At 65.0% G+C, this 19,195-nt stretch carries 22 protein-coding genes and 1 tRNA gene; 19 read left to right on the top strand and 4 right to left on the bottom strand.

Features of this window, described 5'->3' with window-relative positions; translation table 11 throughout:
• Nucleotides 1-39: 39 nt before the first annotated feature.
• From ACFZCE_RS11620 to ACFZCE_RS11555, 14 genes are all read left to right on the top strand, one after another.
• The gene (locus ACFZCE_RS11620; protein ID WP_390939047.1) at nt 40-786 is read left to right on the top strand and encodes a YebC/PmpR family DNA-binding transcriptional regulator; all 747 of its coding nucleotides are present in this window, start codon (nt 40-42) and stop codon (nt 784-786) included.
• A gap of 72 nt (nt 787-858) precedes the next feature.
• The gene (ruvC, locus tag ACFZCE_RS11615; protein WP_390939045.1) at nt 859-1,389 is read left to right on the top strand and encodes a crossover junction endodeoxyribonuclease RuvC; all 531 of its coding nucleotides are present in this window, start codon (nt 859-861) and stop codon (nt 1,387-1,389) included.
• A gap of 55 nt (nt 1,390-1,444) precedes the next feature.
• Nucleotides 1,445-2,056 (top strand): Holliday junction branch migration protein RuvA, encoded by a 612-nt coding sequence (ruvA, locus tag ACFZCE_RS11610; protein ID WP_390939043.1) that lies wholly within the window; start codon nt 1,445-1,447, stop codon nt 2,054-2,056.
• Complete coding sequence (gene ruvB / locus ACFZCE_RS11605) at nt 2,057-3,118, top strand: Holliday junction branch migration DNA helicase RuvB (RefSeq protein WP_390939041.1); 1,062 nt, start codon at nt 2,057-2,059, stop codon at nt 3,116-3,118.
• Nucleotides 3,119-3,247: 129 nt separating this feature from the next.
• Entirely contained in the window at nt 3,248-3,685 is a 438-nt protein-coding gene (gene ybgC, locus ACFZCE_RS11600; protein ID WP_390939039.1) for a tol-pal system-associated acyl-CoA thioesterase, read from the top strand.
• Between the two features lie 18 nt (nt 3,686-3,703).
• Entirely contained in the window at nt 3,704-4,399 is a 696-nt protein-coding gene (gene tolQ / locus ACFZCE_RS11595; protein WP_390939037.1) for a protein TolQ, read from the top strand.
• A 14-nt stretch (nt 4,400-4,413) separates the two neighbouring features.
• Nucleotides 4,414-4,866 carry a protein TolR gene (gene tolR / locus ACFZCE_RS11590; protein WP_390939035.1) on the top strand — a complete coding sequence of 151 codons (453 nt, stop codon included), beginning with the start codon at nt 4,414-4,416 and terminating at the stop codon, nt 4,864-4,866.
• The gene (gene tolA / locus ACFZCE_RS11585; protein WP_390939033.1) at nt 4,866-5,939 is read left to right on the top strand and encodes a cell envelope integrity protein TolA; all 1,074 of its coding nucleotides are present in this window, start codon (nt 4,866-4,868) and stop codon (nt 5,937-5,939) included. Before tolR ends, tolA begins: the two co-directional genes overlap by 1 nt.
• Nucleotides 5,936-7,237, top strand: a complete 1,302-nt coding sequence (gene tolB, locus ACFZCE_RS11580; RefSeq protein ID WP_390939031.1) for a Tol-Pal system beta propeller repeat protein TolB — start codon at nt 5,936-5,938, stop codon at nt 7,235-7,237. The genes tolA and tolB overlap by 4 nt, the downstream gene beginning before the upstream one ends.
• Nucleotides 7,238-7,289: 52 nt before the next feature.
• Nucleotides 7,290-7,793, top strand: coding sequence for a peptidoglycan-associated lipoprotein Pal (gene pal / locus ACFZCE_RS11575; protein ID WP_390939029.1), 504 nt, complete (start codon nt 7,290-7,292; stop codon nt 7,791-7,793).
• Nucleotides 7,794-7,799: 6 nt separating this feature from the next.
• Nucleotides 7,800-8,642 carry a tol-pal system protein YbgF gene (gene ybgF / locus ACFZCE_RS11570; RefSeq protein WP_390939027.1) on the top strand — a complete coding sequence of 281 codons (843 nt, stop codon included), beginning with the start codon at nt 7,800-7,802 and terminating at the stop codon, nt 8,640-8,642.
• A 156-nt stretch (nt 8,643-8,798) separates the two neighbouring features.
• The gene (gene queE / locus ACFZCE_RS11565) at nt 8,799-9,446 is read left to right on the top strand and encodes a 7-carboxy-7-deazaguanine synthase QueE (protein ID WP_390939025.1); all 648 of its coding nucleotides are present in this window, start codon (nt 8,799-8,801) and stop codon (nt 9,444-9,446) included.
• Nucleotides 9,447-9,456: 10 nt separating this feature from the next.
• The gene (queC, locus tag ACFZCE_RS11560; protein WP_390939023.1) at nt 9,457-10,131 is read left to right on the top strand and encodes a 7-cyano-7-deazaguanine synthase QueC; all 675 of its coding nucleotides are present in this window, start codon (nt 9,457-9,459) and stop codon (nt 10,129-10,131) included.
• A 61-nt stretch (nt 10,132-10,192) separates the two neighbouring features.
• Nucleotides 10,193-10,268: transfer RNA gene (locus ACFZCE_RS11555), tRNA-Lys, on the top strand.
• 88 nt (nt 10,269-10,356) lie between these two features.
• Here ACFZCE_RS11555 and ACFZCE_RS11550 read toward each other — a convergent pair.
• Nucleotides 10,357-11,037 carry an SOS response-associated peptidase family protein gene (locus tag ACFZCE_RS11550; protein WP_390939021.1) on the bottom strand — a complete coding sequence of 227 codons (681 nt, stop codon included), beginning with the start codon at nt 11,035-11,037 and terminating at the stop codon, nt 10,357-10,359.
• Between the two features lie 94 nt (nt 11,038-11,131).
• Here ACFZCE_RS11550 and ACFZCE_RS11545 point away from each other — a divergent pair, with 94 nt between their 5' ends.
• From ACFZCE_RS11545 to ACFZCE_RS11535, 3 genes are all read left to right on the top strand, one after another.
• Nucleotides 11,132-11,563, top strand: coding sequence for a translesion error-prone DNA polymerase V autoproteolytic subunit (locus tag ACFZCE_RS11545; RefSeq protein ID WP_390939019.1), 432 nt, complete (start codon nt 11,132-11,134; stop codon nt 11,561-11,563).
• A complete protein-coding gene (locus tag ACFZCE_RS11540) occupies nt 11,547-12,824 on the top strand; it encodes a translesion error-prone DNA polymerase V subunit UmuC (RefSeq protein ID WP_390939017.1) in 1,278 nt (425 codons plus the stop codon). The genes ACFZCE_RS11545 and ACFZCE_RS11540 overlap by 17 nt, the downstream gene beginning before the upstream one ends.
• Before the next feature lie 127 nt (nt 12,825-12,951).
• Nucleotides 12,952-13,557, top strand: coding sequence for a DUF1826 domain-containing protein (locus ACFZCE_RS11535; RefSeq protein ID WP_390939015.1), 606 nt, complete (start codon nt 12,952-12,954; stop codon nt 13,555-13,557).
• Here ACFZCE_RS11535 and ACFZCE_RS11530 read toward each other — a convergent pair.
• Nucleotides 13,554-13,973 carry a hypothetical protein gene (locus ACFZCE_RS11530; protein ID WP_390939013.1) on the bottom strand — a complete coding sequence of 140 codons (420 nt, stop codon included), beginning with the start codon at nt 13,971-13,973 and terminating at the stop codon, nt 13,554-13,556. The genes ACFZCE_RS11535 and ACFZCE_RS11530 overlap by 4 nt on opposite strands.
• A 108-nt stretch (nt 13,974-14,081) precedes the next feature.
• Between ACFZCE_RS11530 and ACFZCE_RS11525 the strand changes: the two genes are divergently transcribed.
• Nucleotides 14,082-15,206, top strand: a complete 1,125-nt coding sequence (locus ACFZCE_RS11525) for a zinc-binding dehydrogenase (RefSeq protein ID WP_390939011.1) — start codon at nt 14,082-14,084, stop codon at nt 15,204-15,206.
• Nucleotides 15,207-15,209: 3 nt separating this feature from the next.
• Here ACFZCE_RS11525 and ACFZCE_RS11520 read toward each other — a convergent pair whose 3' ends face one another.
• On the bottom strand, nt 15,210-16,556 hold the full coding sequence (locus tag ACFZCE_RS11520; protein WP_390939009.1) for an aminotransferase class I/II-fold pyridoxal phosphate-dependent enzyme: 1,347 nt from the start codon (nt 16,554-16,556) through the stop codon (nt 15,210-15,212).
• 234 nt (nt 16,557-16,790) lie between these two features.
• On the opposite strand from ACFZCE_RS11520, the gene ACFZCE_RS11515 reads away from it, so the two are divergent.
• Nucleotides 16,791-17,981: an MFS transporter gene (locus ACFZCE_RS11515; protein WP_390939007.1), complete on the top strand. Its 1,191-nt coding sequence runs from the start codon at nt 16,791-16,793 to the stop codon at nt 17,979-17,981.
• Between the two features lie 247 nt (nt 17,982-18,228).
• Here ACFZCE_RS11515 and ACFZCE_RS11510 read toward each other — a convergent pair whose 3' ends face one another.
• Nucleotides 18,229-19,155 (bottom strand): Gfo/Idh/MocA family oxidoreductase, encoded by a 927-nt coding sequence (locus tag ACFZCE_RS11510; protein WP_390939005.1) that lies wholly within the window; start codon nt 19,153-19,155, stop codon nt 18,229-18,231.
• Nucleotides 19,156-19,195 lie beyond the last annotated feature (40 nt).

The following is a 19,195-nucleotide window of genomic DNA, read 5'->3' as shown; positions in this document are numbered from 1 at the left end:
TTTGTCTGCAACCTCTAGAAACAAGAATTCGGAGTCAATATGGCCGGTCATTCCAAGTGGGCTAACATCAAGCACCGCAAAGAACGCCAGGATGCCAAGCGTGGCAAGATCTTCACCAAATGGATTCGCGAACTGACCGTCGCCGCCAAGCAGGGGGGCGGTGACCCGGCCTCCAACCCACGGCTGCGCCTGGCGCTCGACAAAGCCCTCGGCGCCAACATGAGCCGCGACATCATCGACCGTGCGGTCGCCCGTGGTGCCGGCACCAACGACAGCGAAAACGTCGAAGAGCTCAGCTACGAAGGCTACGGCCCCGGGGGCGTGGCGGTGATGGTCGAAGCCATGACCGACAACCGCAACCGCACCGCGGCGGCCGTGCGCCACGCGTTCAGCAAGTGTGGCGGCAACCTCGGCACCGACGGCTCGGTGGCGTACCTGTTCGAACGCAAGGGCCAGCTCAGCTTCGCCCCGGGCTTCGACGAAGACGCCCTGATGGAGGCGGCCCTGGAAGCCGGCGCCGACGACGTGGTCACCCACGAAGACGGTTCGGCCGACGTGTTCACCTCCTTCAGCGAGTTCTACAGCGTGCGCAACGCGCTGGAAGCCGCGCAGTTCAAGGCCGCCGATGCTGAAATCATCATGCAGCCGAGCACCAGCGCCGAGCTCGACAAAGACATGGCCGAGAAGGTGATCAAGCTGATCGACATGCTCGAAGACCTCGACGACGTACAGAACGTGTACTCCAATGCGTCGATCTCCGACGAGATCATGGAACAGCTTGGCTGATCCCGCGTTACCACTGTCCGGGGCCGGGCGCGCGCAGGCGTGGCCGGCCCCGGTTTATTTCAGGATGCATGCATGACCCTCATTCTCGGCATCGACCCCGGCTCGCGCATCACCGGTTATGGTGTGGTGCGTGACCTCGGCCCGGGCCGCGGCTGTGAGTACGTGGCCTCGGGCTGCATCCGCACCGGCAACGGCGAGCTGCCCGAGCGCCTGCAGGTGGTGTTTCGCAGCGTGCGCGAAATCATCCGTGGGCATGGCCCGGTGACCATGGGCATCGAACGGGTGTTCATGGCGCGCAACGCCGACTCGGCGCTCAAGCTCGGCCAGGCCCGCGGCGCGGCGATCGTCGCGGCGGTGGAGGAGGGGCTGGAGGTTGCCGAATACAGCGCCACCCAGGTCAAGCAGGCGGTGACCGGCAGCGGCGCGGCGAATAAAGAGCAGGTGCAGTTGATGGTCATGCACCTGCTCAAGCTCACGCAGAAGCCACAGATCGACGCGTCGGATGCCCTGGCCATCGCGTTGTGTCATGCTCATACCCGCTCCAGCCTGGTGCCCCACGGCCTGGGCAGCGCGCGCCGCCGTGGCGGGCGCCTGAGGCTGTGAATTTCATTCGAACCGGGCATGCGCGGCCTGTGCCGGCAGCCCTCTGGAAGACGATGTGATCGGACGTTTGCGTGGCACCCTGGCGGAAAAACAACCGCCGTTCCTGATTCTCGACGTCAACGGCCTGGGCTATGAGCTCGAGGTGCCGATGACCACCCTCTACCGCCTGCCGTCGGTCGGCCAGCCGGTCACCCTGCACACTCACCTGGTGGTGCGCGAAGACGCCCAGCTACTCTATGGGTTTTTCGAAAAGCGCGAGCGAGAGCTGTTTCGCGAGCTGATCCGGCTCAATGGCGTGGGCCCCAAGCTGGCCCTGGCGTTGATGTCCGGCTTTGAGGCCGATGAGCTGGTGCGCGCGGTGCAGGCCCAGGACACCAGTGCCTTTATCAAGGTACCGGGCGTGGGCAAGAAAACCGCCGAGCGCTTGCTGGTCGAACTCAAGGACCGCTTCAAGGCCTGGCAAACCACCCCGGCGATGTTCGAACTGGTGCCCAGCGATGCCGCCATGCCGGCCGCGCCGGTGGCGTCGGCCGAAGCCGATGCGGTCAGCGCGTTGATTTCCCTGGGCTACAAACCCCAGGAGGCGAGCAAGGCGGTGGGGGCGATCCGCGAGAAGGGCCTGCCGAGCGAAGAGCTGATCCGCCGCGCACTGAAGGGGATGATTTAAGTGATCGAAGCCGATCGCCTGGTGTCTGCCGCCGGTGGCGCGGGCGGCAGCGGGCCGAACCGCGAAGAACAGCAAGACCGCGCCATTCGCCCACTGCGCCTGGCCGAATACATCGGCCAGCCGGTGGTGCGCGAGCAAATGGAGCTGTTCATCCAGGCCGCCCGCTCGCGCAGCGAGTCGCTCGACCACACGCTGATCTTCGGCCCGCCGGGGCTGGGTAAAACCACCCTGGCCAACATCATTGCCGAAGAAATGGGCGTGTCGATCAAAAGCACCTCGGGCCCAGTGCTCGAGCGCCCGGGCGACCTGGCGGCAATGCTGACCAACCTCGAGCCCCACGATGTACTGTTCATCGACGAAATTCACCGCTTGTCGCCGGTGGTCGAAGAAGTGCTGTACCCAGCCATGGAAGACTTCCAGCTCGACATCATGATCGGCGAGGGCCCCGCAGCGCGGTCGATCAAGCTCGACCTGCCGCCGTTCACCCTGGTCGGCGCCACCACCCGCGCGGGCATGCTCACCAACCCCCTGCGGGACCGTTTCGGTATCGTCCAGCGGCTGGAGTTCTACAACACCGCAGACCTGGCGACCATCGTGTCGCGCTCCGGCGGCATCCTTGGCCTGGCCATCGACGAGCAGGGCGCCTTCGAGATCGCCCGCCGTGCCCGCGGCACCCCGCGGATCGCCAACCGCCTGCTGCGGCGGGTGCGCGACTACGCCCAGGTGCGCGGCAAGGGCCACATCGACAAGGCCACCGCCGACATGGCGCTGAACCTGCTCGACGTCGACGAGCGCGGCTTCGACCATCAGGACCGCCGCCTGCTGCTGACCATGATCGAGAAATTCGACGGCGGCCCGGTGGGGCTCGACAACCTCAGCGCGGCCATTGGCGAGGAACGCCACACCATCGAGGACGTGCTCGAACCGTACCTGATCCAGCAGGGGTACATCATGCGCACACCCCGCGGGCGGGTGGTCACCCGCCACGCCTACCTGCATTTTGGCCTCAATGTGCCAGGTACCCTCGGGCCCCTGAGCCAGGGCGGCCTGGAGGGTGAATGAAAAATCATGCTACACAATGATTTATTCAGGGTTTTTAGGGTCATAGGTGCGATATGGGCCGTTACCCGGGCAATTGGCAAAAAACAGTTGCCCGGCCGGATTGGCAACCCGAGGAGTAAGCACTAGAGTATGCGCGCGCAAAACGGGTCAGGGCCGTTCTCCCTTCGCTGTCGCGTTTATTACGAAGACACCGACGCGGGCGGCATCGTTTATTACGTCAATTACCTCAAGTTCATGGAGCGGGCGCGTACCGAACGCTTGCGCGAGCTAGGGTTCGTACAATCACGGATGGCCGCCGAAGGGCTGTTGTTCGTGGTCCACAGCAGCGAGGCCCGTTACCTGGTGCCGGCCCGGCTGGACGACGAACTCGCGGTCAGCGCCGAGGTGGTTGAGTTGGGGCGTGCCCGGGTGCGCTTCCGCCAGCAGGTGGTTCGCGCCAGTGATGGCACGCTGCTCTGCGAGGGCCACGTAACGGTGGCCTGTGTAAATGCCAGCAATTTCAAACCCCAGGCCATGCCTGCCGCGTTGCGAACCGCGTTCGCCGCCGATGGCCCGGGCTTAAACTGAAACATCAGGAGAACAAGCGTGGAAGCAACCGCCGTCGACCATACCTCCATGTGGAGCCTGGTCAGCAACGCCAGTATCGTGGTCCAGTTGGTGATGCTGATCCTGGTGGCCGCCTCGGTCACCTCCTGGGTCATGATTTTCCAGCGCAGTAACATGATCCGCGCTGGCCGCCGCGCGCTCGACAGTTTCGAAGAGCGCTTCTGGTCGGGCATCGACCTGTCCAAACTGTACCGCCAGGCCGGCAGCAACCCAGACCCAGACTCCGGCGTGGAGCAAGTCTTCCGCGCCGGCTTCAAGGAATTCTCGCGCCTGCGCCAGCAACCGGGTGTAGACCCTGACGCGGTCATGGAAGGCGTTGGCCGGGCCATGCGCGTGGCGATCTCCCGCGAGGAAGAAAAACTCGAATCGACCCTGCCGTTCCTGGCCACCGTCGGTTCCACCAGCCCGTACATCGGCCTGTTCGGCACCGTGTGGGGGATCATGAACTCCTTCCGCGGCCTGGCCACCGCGCAGCAGGCTACCCTCGCCACCGTCGCCCCGGGTATTTCCGAAGCCCTGGTCGCCACCGCCATCGGCCTGTTCGCGGCGATCCCGGCGGTCATCGCCTACAACCGCTTTGCCGCTCGCAGCGAAACCCTGATCAACCGGTACTACACCTTCGCCGACGAGTTTCAGGCCATCCTGCACCGCAAGGTGCACACCAGCGAAGAATAAGCAGGTAATTTCCCATGGCTCGAGTCCGGCAAAAACGCAAGCCGGTAGCCGAGATGAACGTAGTGCCCTACATCGACGTGATGCTGGTGCTGCTGGTCATCTTCATGGTTACCGCACCGATGATCCAACAGGGCGTGAAGGTAGACCTGCCCAAGGTCTCCAACTCGGCCCTGCCCCAGGACAACAACGTCCAGATTCTGACCATCTCGATCAAACCCGACAAAACCTACTACTGGAACGTCGGCACCGAGGTCGATACGCAGAAGCAGATGGACCGCGCGCAAACCCTCGACCAGATGGCCCAGGCCGCTGGCGCGATCATTCGCCAGGGCGTGCAGAACGGCAAGAAAACCCAGGTGTTCATCCGCGCCGACAAAACCGTCGACTATGGCTCGGTGATGGGCGCGATGGGTGGGCTGCAGAAGGCCGGTATCGATAACGTCGGCCTGATCACCGAGGCGCCGTAATGCGAGAGCGTGAGCCATCCAGCTCTGAAAGCTATTTCTGGCCCAGCTTCTGGGCCATCTTGCTGCACGTGTTCATTTTTGGCGCGCTGTTCGTGAGCTTTGCTTTCACCCCTGAACTGCCGCCGAGCAAACCGATCGTGCAGGCCACCTTGTACCAGCTCAAGTCCAAGAGCCCGGCCACCACCCAGACCAACCAGAAGATCGCCGGCGAGTCCAAGCGCACGGCTGCGCGCCAGACTGAAATCGACCAGATGGAGCAGAAGAAGGCCGAGCAGGAGGCTGTGGCCGAAGCGGAACAAAAGAAAGCCGACGCTGCTCAAAAAGCCGAACAGGCACGCCAGGCCGATGAAGCCAAGAAGCAGGCCGCCGCCGACGCCGCCAAGGCCGCCGACGCGAAGAAAGCCGCTGATGCCGCCAAGGCCGCTGAAGCCAAGAAGGCTGAAGACGCCGCCATCGCCCTGAAAAAGGCCGAGGACGACGCCAAGAAGCAGGCCGAGGAAGACGCGAAGAAAAAAGCCGCCGAGGATGCCAAGAAACAGGCCGCCGAGGACGCTAAAAAGAAAGCCGCCGAAGACGCCAAAAAACAGGCTGCCGACGACGCGAAGAAAAAAGCCGCTGACGACGCCAAGAAACAGGCGGCCGCCGACGCCGCCAAGAAGCAACAGGCGCAGGACAAGGCGCGTAAGGCCCAGGAAGACAAAAAGGCCCAGGCACTGGCCGATTTGCTGGGCGACAAGGTCGAGCGCCAGGCCACCAAGGCTGACGAAATGGGTGATTCGGTCGCGGGCGACTTCGACGACCTGATTCGCTCTCGCACCGCGGAAAACTGGAACCGGCCGCCATCGGCCCGTAAAGGCATGGCGGTTAGAGTACGCATCAACATGCTGCCTGATGGCACCGTGAGCAGGGTTGTAGTCGACAAGAGCAGCGGCGATTCGGCGTTCGATGCCTCGGCGGTGGCCGCGGTGCAGAACATCGGCCGCCTCACGGAAATGCAAGGGTTGAGCCCACAGGACTTCGCCCCGTACCGTAATTTCACGATCACCTTCACACCTGAGGATCTTGCGTTGTGATAAACCTTTTTCGAGGACTGCTCATCGTGCTCTGCTGCGTGGCAGGGTTCGCTAGCGCGGATGAAAAAAACATCCTGGTCACCAGCGGTACCGACCGCGCCACCCCGATCGCGGTAGTACCGTTCGGCTTCCAGGGCGGCGCGGTGTTGCCCGAGGACATGTCCGACATCATCGGCAACGACCTGCGCAACTCGGGCTACTACGCGCCCATCCCGCGGCAGAACATGATCAGCCAGCCCACTCAGCCGGCCGACATCATCTACCGCGACTGGCAAGCACTGGGTGCCCGCTACGTGGTGATCGGCAGCATCGTGCCCAACGGCGGCCGCCTGCAGGTGACCTACGGCCTGTACGACGTGAACAGCCAGCAGCAAGTGTTGACCGGTAGTGTGTCTGGCGGTACCGACCAGTTGCGCGACATGTCGCACTACATCGCCGACCAGGCGTTCGAGAAGCTCACCGGCATCAAGGGCGCGTTCTCCACGCGCATCCTTTATGTCACCGCCGAGCGCTTCTCCGAAGGCAACACCCGTTACACCCTGCAGCGCTCCGACTACGACGGTGCCCGCGCGGTGACCCTGCTGCAATCGCGCGAGCCGATTCTTTCGCCGCGTTACGCCGCTGACGGCAAGCGCATCGCGTATGTGTCGTTCGAACAGCGCAAGCCGCGCATTTTCATCCAATACGTCGACACGGGCCGCCGTGAGATGATCACCAACTTCGAAGGCCTGAACGGCGCCCCGGCGTTTTCGCCCGATGGCACCAAGCTGGCATTCGTGTTGTCCAAAGACGGCAACCCGGAAATCTACGTGATGGACCTGGGCAGCCGTAACCTGACCCGCGTGACCAACAGCCCGTCGATCGACACCGAACCGACCTGGGGTAAAGACGGCCGCACCATCTACTTCACGTCCGACCGTGGCGGCAAGCCGCAGATCTACAAAACCAGCCTCGGCGCTGGCAATGCGGAGCGGGTGACCTTCGTCGGTAACTACAACGCGGCCCCGAAACTGTCGGCTGATGAAAAAACCCTGGTGATGATTCACCGCCAGGACGGCTTTACCAACTTCAAGGTCGCTTCGCAGGACCTGGAGCGGGGTAATGTGAAGATACTCACGGACTCAAGTCTCGATGAGTCGCCTACTGTTGCGCCCAACGGCACCATGGTAATCTACGCCACCCGTTCTCAGGGGCGGGGCGTCTTGATGCTGGTGTCCTTGAACGGACGCGTCAGGATTCCACTTCCAACCGCACAAGGCGAAGTCAGAGAACCATCCTGGTCCCCTTTCTTGAACTGACGCGGCGCAAGACGTTTTACTTAACACACTGGGGTTCATTAGGAGTTTCACGATGGAAATGCTGAAGTTTGGTAAGTTCGCTGCGCTGGCTCTGGCCATGGCTGTAGCTGTAGGTTGCTCGTCCAAAGGCGGCGACAACGCCGGTGCCGGCGCTGGCGCCGTTGACCCGAACGCTGGCTACGGTGCAAACACCGGCGCCGTTGACGGTAGCCTGAGTGAAGAAGCCGCTCTGCGCGCTATCACCACCTTCTACTTCGAATACGACAGCTCCGACCTGAAGCCGGAAGCTATGCGTGCTCTGGACGTCCACGCCAAGGACCTGAAAGGTAACGGCGCTCACGTCGTGCTGGAAGGTAACACCGACGAGCGCGGTACCCGTGAGTACAACATGGCTCTGGGCGAGCGTCGCGCCAAGGCCGTTCAGCGCTACCTGGTTCTGCAAGGCGTTTCGCCTGCTCAGCTGGAAGTCGTTTCCTACGGTGAAGAGCGTCCAGTTGCTACCGGCAACGACGAGCAATCCTGGGCTCAAAACCGTCGCGTAGAACTGCGTAAGTAAGTTGCCATGCGAAAGTGCCGTTTGGTCGTAACTGCTTTGGCGCTGTCCTTGCCGGTCTCGGTGATGGCAGCGGTTCCCGTGGTCGATGGTGACGCCAATAACTATGGCGGCAGCAGCAACCCACCCTCCGGTTACGGCACGAGCGGCGCCTATGCCGGGTCGGGAGGCCAACAGGCCCCCGTCTCGGCGCAGGGCGAGCTGTTCATGCAACTGCAACGTATGCAGGAAGACATCGCCAGCTTGCGTGGCCAGGTCGAAGTCCAGCAGAACCAGATCCAGCAAATGAAGCAGGAAGCCCTGGACCGCTACAAAGACCTCGACAGCCGTATAGGCGCAGGCGCTGCTGCCCAGCAGCCAGCCATGCCCGCCGACAATTCTCAAGCCAACGGCGCGATCAACGCCGGGGGCGCCCCCGCCGCGGCCGACAACCAGGCCAGCGCGCAACCTCCCGCCAGTGGCGGTGAGCCGGCCGACCCAGCGAAGGAAAAGCTCTACTACGATGCTGCCTTCGACCTGATCAAAGCCAAGGATTTCGACAAGGCCAGCCAGGCGTTCACCGCCTTCCTGCGCCGCTACCCGAACAGCCAGTACGCCGGTAACGCGCAGTACTGGTTGGGTGAAGTCAACCTCGCCAAGGGTGACCTGCAGGGCGCCGGCCAGGCGTTCGCCAAAGTCAGCCAGGCCTACCCGAAGCACCCGAAAGTGCCGGATTCGCTCTATAAGCTGGCGGATGTCGAGCGCCGCCTGGGGCACACCGACCGGGTCAAGCCGATCCTGCAGCAGGTGGTCAACCAGTACCCCGGTACCTCGGCTGCCACGCTCGCACAGCGTGACCTGGCGCGGATGTAACCTCGTCGCTTTCATGAAGAAACCCGCGCCTGGCGCGGGTTTTTTCGTTAGAATCAGCGCCCCTTTGAACACAACCCTCGCACGCGGCGCTCACGCGGGCGGCGAGGGTGCTTACGGAGGCGGACGGCCTGTTTAGCTGTCACGCCCGTGGCGACCATGCACAACACATTACGCATTACCGAAGTCTTCTACTCATTGCAGGGGGAGACGCGGACCAGTGGGCTGCCCACCGTGTTCGTACGCCTCACCGGCTGCCCGCTGCGCTGCCAATACTGCGACAGCGCTTACGCCTTCAGTGGCGGCACCGTGCGCAGCCTCGATGACATCCTCGAACAGGTGGCTGGTTTTCGCCCACGCTATGTGTGCGTGACCGGCGGCGAACCGCTGGCCCAGCCCAACTGCATCCCGCTGCTCGAGCGCCTGTGCGACGCCGGTTACGAAGTGTCGCTGGAAACCAGCGGCGCGCTGGACATCAGCGCCGTCGACCCGCGCGTGAGCCGGGTGGTCGATTTGAAAACCCCAGGCTCCAAGGAAGTGCACCGCAACCGCTATGAAAACATGGCGCTGCTCACCCGCAACGACCAGGTCAAATTCGTGATCTGTTCGCGGGAAGACTACGACTGGGCGGTGAGCAAGTTGATCGAGTACGGCCTGGAGCGGCGCGCCGGCGAAGTGCTGATTTCGCCCAGCCACCAGGAAGTCAGCGCCCGCGAGCTGGCCGACTGGGTGGTGGCCGACAACCTGCCGGTACGCATGCAGTTGCAGTTGCATAAAATCCTGTGGAACGACGAGCCCGGCCGCTGAGGAGCCCCCGATGAGTACCAAGAACGCTGTTATTTTGTTGTCGGGTGGCCTGGACTCGGCCACCGTCGTGGCCATGGCCCGCGCCGAGGGTTACACCTGCTACACCATGAGTTTCGACTACGGCCAGCGCCACCGCGCCGAGCTCAACGCCGCGGCCCGTGTCGCCCAAGACCTGGGCGTGGCCGAGCACAAGGTGATCGGCCTGAACCTCAACGGCATCGGCGGCTCGGCCCTGACCGACAGCAGCATTGCCGTACCCGAAGCGCCCACCGAAGGCATCCCGGTCACCTACGTGCCGGCGCGCAACACGGTGTTTCTCTCCCTGGCGCTCGGCTGGGCCGAGGTGCTGGGCGCGCAGGACATTTTCATCGGCGTGAACGCGGTGGACTATTCCGGCTACCCAGACTGCCGCCCCGAGTTCGTCGAAGCCTTTGAGCGCATGGCCAACCTGGCCACCAAGGCCGGTGTGGAAGGGCAGCCGTTCCGCATCCAGGCGCCGCTGCAGATGCTCAGCAAGGCAGACATCATCCGTGCCGGTATTCAGCATGGGGTGGACTACAGCCTGACGGTGTCGTGCTACCAGGCCAACGACGAGGGCCAGGCCTGCGGCAAGTGCGACAGCTGCCGCCTGCGCGCCGAGGGCTTCGCCAACGCCGGTGTGAGCGACCCGACCCGCTACGTGTGAGTTTTTTTGCCGCAGGGTATTGAATAGTTGTTATAAATCAGTATCATGCACGCCACCAAGAGGGTCGTTAGCTCAGTTGGTAGAGCAGTTGGCTTTTAACCAATTGGTCGTAGGTTCGAATCCTACACGACCCACCATTTTCTTGTAGAAACCCTCCCCGTGAGGGTTTTTGCGTTTTTGGCCCTGCACAAACAGCCCTTTGGCGCGGCACACACACACCAAACGTTAAAAAAGCCCCTCCAGCCCCCCCTCAACCAACGGCAACAGCAACTGCCGCCCCTGACTACGCACATTCCCCACCTCCCGCCCCACCGCATACCAGCTGAACGCGTCGGGCCCGGTCCCCAGCTCGCGCATGATCACCTCCGCCCGCGCCGCGGAGGTGCGCTCATCCAGCCATTCACGCGCCAGTTCCGGCGCCAGCACGATCGGCCGGCGGTCATGGATGTCGACCATCCCGCCCAACGCGTCCGCGGTGAGGATCACAAACCCTTCGCCCTCTCGGCCGATGGCCGCGAAAAACAGCGGCTCGCCCGAGGCCAGGTGAATGAAATACGGCTGCTTGCGCTTGGGCCCTTCCGCTGCTGGCAGCCACTCATACCAGCCCGTGGCCGGCACCAGCAGGCGATGGGGCCAGGCCTCCTTGAAGAAGCGGTTGCTGGCCACTGTTTCGACCCGTGCGTTGATCGGCGGCGGCCGCTGGCCGCTGGCCCAATGGGGCTGCCAGCCCCACTTGAGGGCGCTGATCAGCAGCCCTTCGGCGCCGCGATGAAACGCGCTCACCTGCGCCGTGGGCGCGATGTTATAGCGCTGCAGCGGCACGCCGTCGTAGCCGCTGCTGGGCCGGATGCCCAGCCAGTCGACATAATCGGCCAGGCTGCGGTCTTGTACGAATCGCCCACACACGGTTGCCACCTATCGCGTTGCTTCACCCGGTGATTGACCATCGCCGGGCGAAAGAGGTTAACTGTATGTGTATACAGTATAGTGGTTGTTCAACATGGTCACCTACATCGGTTCACTTTCGCCCGGCGCGGCCCGCCTGCCGGTGTATTCCTTTCGCGTCCCGGCGGGGTTCCCATCGCCGGCCACTGACCACCTGGAGCAGGCCATTTCATTGGACGAACTGCTTTGCCTGCGCGCGCCGCACGTGTACCTGGTACGGATCGAGGGCGACAGCATGGTCGGCGCGGGCATCTTCGATGGCGACCTGGTGATCGTCGACCGCGCCCTGGAGCCTGCCAGCGGGCAGATCGTGATCGCCGCGGTGAACGGCGAGCCTTTGTGCAAGCGCCTGCGCCGCGAGGGCCAGGAGGTCACCTTGCTGTCGGAGAACCCACGCTTCCCGCCGCGCTACATTCTCGAGGGCGACGAGTTGCAGATCTGGGGCGTGGTCACCTTCAGCGTGCGCAGCCATGCACCAAACGCTTGAGCCAGCTTACGCGCTGATCGACTGCAACAGCTTCTATGCCAGCTGTGAGCGGGTATTCAGGCCAGACCTGGCGAAAACCCCGATCGTGGTGCTGAGCAACAACGATGGCTGCGTGATCGCCCGTTCCGCCTGCGCCAAGCCGTTCGTGAAAATGGGCCAGCCGTACTTTCAGGTCAGGGACGTGCTGCGCCGCCACGGCATTCTGGCGTTCTCCTCCAATTATGCGCTGTACGGCGAAATGAGCGAGCGGGTGATGGCCGCCATCGAAGGCCTGGTACCGCGCCTTGAGGTGTACAGCATCGACGAGGCCTTCGCCGACCTCAGCGGCGTGCCCGGCAGCCTGGAGCGGCTGGGCCGAGACATCCGCAGCCGGGTCCGGCAATGGACCGGCATCCCGGTGGGCGTGGGCATTGCCGGCACTAAAACCCTGGCCAAGCTGGCCAACCACGCCGCCAAGGCCTGGCAAACACACACCGGCGGCGTGGTAGACCTGCGCCCGGCCCACGCGCGCGATTGGGTGCTCAAGCATTGTGACGTGGGCGAAGTGTGGGGCATTGGCCGGCGCATGAAGGCCCACCTCGAGCCCCTGGGCATCAAGACCGCCTGGGACCTGGCCCAGGCCGATGCGCGCCAGCTTGGCCTGCGGTTCAGCGTGGTGTTGGAAAAAACCATCCGCGAGCTGGCCGGCACGCCGTGCCTGGAGCTCGAAGACGTGAACCCACCGCGCCAGGAAATCTGCTGCAGCCGCATGTTCGGTGACTGCCTCACCGAGTTGGCGCCTATCCGCGAGGCGGTGGCCAGCTATACCTTCCGCGCGGCCGAGAAGCTGCGCAGCCAAGGCTCGCTGTGCAAAAAGATGCGCGTGGCCATCCGCACTGGGCTGTTCAACCCCGATGAAGCTAAATATGCCAAGGGCGTGGTGATCGAGTTGCCGTACCCGACCGACGATACGCGCTTGATGACGCGCGCCGCCTGCGAAGCGCTGCAGCGGCTGTACCGCCCGGGGTTTCGCTACAGCAAGGCCGAAGTGATGCTGCTGGAGCTGTGCCAGCGCGGGGAATACACCGGCGACCTGTTCGCCCGCACCCAGCCGGCGGCGGCCGAGCGCTTGATGGGCGTGCTCGATGCAATCAACGGCCGCTGGGGCAGGGGCACCTTGCGTACCGGCTCGGTGCCGTTGCTGGCGGAGTGGGGCATGCGCCGTGAATTGATGAGCCAGAGCTACACCACGCGGCTGGACCAACTCATGGTGGCCCGGTAGGGCTGTTGGCAAATGCAGCGTCGCCCTTGCCCGCATTGTCGCCGTTATCACCGTCACCACTTGTTAGTGTTATAACATAACAATACTATAGGCGCCTGCCCCCTCCCGCACACAGGAGCCACGCCCCATGGGCCAGGTACTCGCAATCGCCCCCCGTTCCGACACTCGCCGCCAAGCGCTGGGCACTGGCCCCGCGGTCCTGGCGCAAATCCACCAGGATGAAGTGAACCTCGCCGTCTGGCAGCGTGATCTGCCCAGCGCGGCCGCCTTGTTCGTGGAGCATGTGCTGGCGCAGCAGGCGCCGTTGCTGGAGCAAGCGCACATCGAGGTGGCCAACAGCGCCGCCATGCCGAGCCTGGCCAGCACCTTCAAGCACCTGCCCGGGCATGCCGCGTTCGTTGAGGATGTGACCTGGCTGGTGGAGGCCTACGCCTGCCTGCTGGGCGTCAGCCGGGTAGGGCTGCGCCTGCGCACGCTGGATAAACCCATGTGCCCGCGCTTTCACGTTGACCAAGTGCCGGTGCGCTTGATCACCACTTACCAGGGCCCGGCCACCCAATGGCTGCCGGGGCCGGAACACAGCCAGGCGCCGGAGCAGATGCGCGCCGGTGACGTGGCGCTGCTCAAGGGCGAACGCTGGGTGGGGAACGAGGGGCACGGGCTGGCGCACCGTTCACCCAGCGCCAGCGCCGAGGAACGGCGGTTGATTCTGACCCTGGACTGGCTGGCCTAGAACGCCCTGGGCGCCTCGCGGCCGTCATAGGCATGCGGCGCATCGACGATCAGCTCGGGCTGCACCCGGCGAATGCGCGGCGCCACGTGGTAGGCGCCGTCGTCGTTGTGGCGCAGGTACAGCCGCTGGCAGCTGACGCAGGCCCACACGGTGCTTTGGTTGTAGGGGTAGTAACGCGGGGCGATCGGCGCCTCGGCGGACCAATACGAGGTACCGCCAGGGTGGTACTCGCTAATGATCGCGTCTTCCGCGGCGTAGCGGCAGAGGGTGCCCACTTCGCTGAACTGCGCTTCGCGGTAGCCCACCGGCCAGGCGCTCCAGGCACTGAGGTCGCGCGCCAGGCAGGCGCAGGGCGCTGCGTTGTGCGCCTGTTGCGCCAGGGTGGCCAGGGCGCTTGCGCTGAGTAATCGGTCCATGATGCCTCGCTGCGAAAAGGTAGGGGCCTGCCCAGCGATTCTACCGCGGCGGCGCAGCACTGCCAGCGGCGCACTACACTCGTGGGCAAACACCCACGAGGCATAACAATGAAAATACGCTCCGCGGTACTGCGCCAGATGGGCGCGGCCCCTCCGTTCGCCAACAGCCAGCCGTTGGTTATCACTGAACTCGAGCTCGCGCCACCCGGGCCGGGCGAGGTGCTGGTCAAGCTGATAGCCTCCGGCCTGTGCCATTCGGACTTGTCGGTGATCACCGGTGTGCGCCCGCGGCCGCTGCCCATGGCGCTGGGCCACGAGGCCAGCGCGCGGGTGGTCGAGGTCGGCCCGGGGGTGACCCATGTGCGCCCCGGGCAGCCAGTGGCGCTGGTGTTCGTGCCCAGCTGCGGGCATTGCACGCCGTGCATGGAAGGCCGCCCGGCGCTCTGCGAGCCGGGCGGCGCGGCCAACGCCGAGGGCGTGCTGCTTGGCGGTGGCCAGCGGCTGAGCGAGGCCGGCGAGCACGTGCGCCACCACTGTGGGGTGTCGGCGTTTTCCGACCACGCGGTGGTGTCGGCGCGTTCGTGCATCCCGATCCCCGACGACATCGACCCGGTCGAGGCGGCGGTATTTGGCTGCGCGGTGCTCACTGGGGTGGGTGCGGTGATCAACACCGGCCAGCTCAAGGCGGGCTCTTCAGCGCTGGTGGTGGGCCTGGGCGGTGTCGGCCTGGCGGCGCTGCTGGGCGCGCGGGCGGCTGGGGCGCAGCCGTTGGTGGCGGTCGACATGCACGCCGGCAAACTGGAGCTGGCACTGCAACTGGGCGCCACCCACGCGGTGAACGCCACCGACCCGGACGCCGTGGCGAAAATCCGTGAGTACACCCAGGGCGGCGCGGATTACGCCTTCGAGTTCGCCGGCGCGGTGCCGGCGATGCAACTGGCCTACGCCGCCACCCGCCGCGGCGGCACCACGGTCACCGCCGGCCTGCCACACCCAGAGGCGCAGTGGCCGCTGCTGCAATTGTCGCTGACCGCCGAGGAACGCACGGTCAAGGGCAGTTACATTGGCTCGTGCATCCCGGCCCGCGACATCCCGCGCTACATCGGCCTGTACAAGGCCGGGCGCTTGCCGGTGAACCGCCTGATCGGCGAGAAAATCCCCCTCGAAGGCATCAACGCCGGTTTCGACCGGCTGGCCAGCGGCACCGGGTTGCGTGACCTCATCCAGTGGTAGCGGCTAGGGCGCGGCGGCAAAGGCCGCCGCCACCTCTTCGCTGAAGTGCGCGCAGTTCAGCCGGGTGAGGTGGGCGCAGGGCTGATCGACCGCGAACGCCGTGCCCGGCATCAGCAGGATGCGCCGTTGCCCGAGGGCCTGGATGAACCGCGCCAGGTTGGGCCGTTCGGGGTGGTGCACCCAAAGGAACATGCCGCCTTCGGGCTGGATGTCGAACGCCCAGCCGAGCGCCTTCAACTGCCGTTGGGTGTGTGCCTGGCGGGTAAGCAGTTGTTGCTGGATGTGCTGGATGTGGCTGCGGTAGGTGCCGTCGCTGAGGATGGTGTTGGTAAAACGCTCGCAAAAGCCCGGTACCGCCACTGAGGTGAGCAGCTTGAGCCGGGTGAGCGGTTCGATCAGCTCGGCGGCGCAGGCGATAAAGCCCACCCGCAGCGACGCCGACAGGCTTTTGGAAAAACTGCCGATGTAGATCACCCGCTCCAGGTGGTCCAGCTCGGCCAGGGTTTGCCGCGGGCCAAGGCAAAAGTCGCCATACACGTCGTCTTCGATCAGCCAGAAGCCATGCTCGCCGGCCAGCCGTACCAGCTCGAACGCTGTGCGTGGCGAGAGGCTGCCGCCAGTGGGGTTGTGCAGGGTGCTGTTGCACACAAAGGCTTTGATCTTGTGCTGCCGGGCCAGTTGTTGCAGGGCTTGGGTGTCGGGCCCCAGCTGGGTGCGCGGCACGCCCAGCACCTGGGCCCCGGCCAGTTGGATAAGCTTGATCAGGTTGCCGTTGCCGGGTTCGTCTACCAGCACCACGTCCCCTGGCTGCACCAATAGCCGCAGCACCAGGTCCAGCGCTTGGGTGGCGCCGAGGGTGGTCAGCACCTGGCTGGCCGGGAGGTCGAGCCGCGCCAGCCGGCGCAGGTGGTTGCACAGTTGCTGGCGCAGCGGCAGGTAGCCGGCGATGTCGCCGTAGTCCCCCAGCGAGCCTGGCTCCAGCCGCGCGGTGCGGCGGATCGCCCGGGCCAGCAGCGCGCTGTCGCGCCACGCCGCCGGTAGCCAGCCGCCGCCCAAAGGCACGCTGCCAGGGCCGGCCTGCAGCAGTTTGAACAACGGGTCGTTAAGCCCGCTGGGCGGCACTGGCCGCGGCGCCGCCGCCACCCCCAGTGGGGTCACGAAATACCCCCGGCCCTGCTGGGCATCGAGCAGCCCTTCACTGACCAGCCGGCCACAGGCGCTGACCACCTGGTGGTAACTCACCCCGGCGCTGGCCACCAGTTGCCGCACCGACGGCAAACGTTGGCCCGCGGCCCACTCGCCGCGGGCGATGCGCTGCTTGAGTTGAAGGTAGAAGGGCGTACCGGGCATGGTTCGTTGCCGTGAACTGATCGATGGAAAAACCTAACAGATGGCGGGATACAACGCCAACTGATCGGCCGCACCGGCGCGCCACACGCGATGATTCGTGGCTCCACGGCACGTTAAGGAGGCCCCCATGCACACCCCGCAATCACGCCATATCCCCCAGTGGCCTTGCGCCCATCCCTACCTGGCCACACTGCCCGCGCGCGGTGCCATCAACCCAGGCCTAGAGGTGCCAGCATGAACAGGTTGCCGCTGCGTACCTGGCTGTACTTCAGCGCCCAGTCGATCAACCTCACCACGGCGGTGATGTCGGTGACCATGGCTGCTGCGGTGGGCGCGGCATTGGCCCCGGCGGTGGGCTGGGCGACGGTGCCGTATGGGGTGCAGTTCCTGGCGATGCTGTTGGTTACCTACCCCGCTGCGGCCGTGATGCGCCGTGTTGGCCGGCGTGCCGGGTTCCTGCTGGGCGCGGCGGCGTTGGCCGTGGCTGGGGTGTGCGGGTACCTTGCAGTGGGGCGTGCAAGCTTCCCAGGGTTGATCCTCAGCCATGGGGCGTTGGGGGTGTACATTGCCTTCGCCAATTACAATCGCTTTGCCGCCACCGATGGCCTGCCTGCGCCCTTGCGGCCCAGGGCTCTATCGCTGGTGGTCGCCGGCGGCGTGGTGGCGGCGGTGGCCGGGCCGTTACTGGTGCAGGGCTTGCGGGTGGTGGCGGGGGAGGTGGACTTCGCCCTGTGCTATCTGGCGTTTATCGGCCTGGCGGCGGGTGCGGCGCTGATCGCCTGGCGCTTGCCGGCCAACCCGGTGGCCCCGGCCAGCAGCGGCGATACTGGCGGCACTTTCGCCCAGGCGCCCAGCGCCCGGGTATACGGGACGATTCTGCTGGCGGCCCTGGGGTATGGCGTGATGAACCTGCTGATGGTGCAGGCTTCACTGCAAATGGCCCATCAGCACCAGGGTTTTGAACAGGTTCGGCTTGCCATCCAATGGCACGTGCTGGCGATGTTCGTTCCCTCTTTTTTTGCCGGCCGCTTGATACAGCGGTTTGGCAGCCAGGCAATCGCCAGCGCGGGCCTGGTACTGCTGATGGCCACCGCGCTGCTCAACCTGCTGGCGCAGGGGTACGAGGCCATGGCGGCTGCGTTGGTGCTGTTGGGCATTGGGTGGAATTTCACCTATGTCGGCGGTGGGGCGTTGTTGGCCGGGATGTTTCCTGAGGGCATCGGCCACCGTTGGCAGGGGATCAACGACACGACCATCGGCCTGTTTGCCGCCGCGGGGGCTTTTTTGCCGTCGCTGTTGATGGCCCAGGTGGGCTGGTGGCACACCAACTTGGGCTGTGTGGTGATTATCGCCGCGGTGCTGTTAGCGCGGGGGATAGGGCAATGCCGGGTACTGATTCGGGCTATCAGGCAGCCACAGGCGTGAGCCTGCGGTTCACGTGAGCAATCAGGGTGTGAAAAGCACTGATTGCTTCAAGTGGTTTTACTGAGTGCATGAGCTTCAGGGCCTATCGCCCAGCACAGCCGGCCTCCCACCAGATTTGTGTAAGTACTTGATTTAAGTGGCAACACAGAACCCGTGGGAGGCCGTGGTCCGGCACTCCGGCTGTGCCGGGCGATAGGCCCTGAAACCTTGCCCGGAAGGCCCAGCCCCAAGCCTTGCCCCGGCTCCCTCACCACTCGAACGCCGCGCCCTGGCGCCGGCTGCCCATCAAGAACGCATCGGCCACCACCCGCAGCGGCTGCACGTCCATGTCGCGCTGGCCGCTGCGCACCAGTTGCTCGAAATGCCGGTACAGCAGGGTGTATTCGCCCTCATCGGCCAGTGCCCGCGGCACGCCATCGACGTGCACTACGGCGCCGCCGTTGTCCAGCCGCAGGGTGCCCTCGGCGCCGCGCAGCTCGATGCTCCACAGCTCGTCATCGCCCGGGTGGTCGAAGCCGAACTCGGCGCGCACCTGCACGCTGCCGGCCTGCATCTGCAATTGCGCGGCGATCGGCGCCTGGCGGTTGCTGGGGAAGCTCAGCTCGGCGCCCTGCAGCAACAGCGGCGCCGGCAACAGCGCCGTGGCGATCGACAGCGCGTTGATACCCGGGTCGAACACCCCCAGGCCGCCGGGCTGCCAGATCCACTCCTGGCCAGGGTGCCATTTGCGCACCTGCTCCTTCCACTGGATGTGCACCTGCTGCAGGGCCAAGTTGGCCAGCCACTCTCGCGCCAGCTCCACCCCCGGGGCGAAGCGCGAATGCCAGGCGAACAACCCGGCCAGTTGCTGCCGCTCGGCCACGGCAACCAACGCCAGGGCTTCGCCAACGCTGGCGCAGGGTGGTTTTTCCACCAGCACATGCTTGCCCGCCGCCAGCGCCTGCTGCACCAGCGCGAAGCGGCCCTGGGGCGGCGTGCAAAAGGCAATAGCATCCACCGTTGGGCCCGTGGCCAGCAACTCGCCGAGCGAGCCGAAGTTCGCCACGCCAGGGCAGGGCGCGCCTTGGCTGGCCACCGCTACCAGCTCGAACGCCGGGTTGCTGGTGATGGCGGGAAGGTGCTGGTCCTGGGCGATCTTGCCGTAGCCGGCCAGCCCGAGGCGGATGGGTTGCATGGGGCGCTCCTGTGGTTGGAATTGTTTTAGAGGCTGGGAA

This window comes from Pseudomonas sp. NPDC007930, assembly GCF_042958985.1.
In the GTDB taxonomy this organism is placed as follows: domain Bacteria; phylum Pseudomonadota; class Gammaproteobacteria; order Pseudomonadales; family Pseudomonadaceae; genus Aquipseudomonas.
The sequence above is the reverse complement of the archived record's forward strand: the minus strand, read 5'-3'. Positions and strand labels throughout refer to the sequence as shown.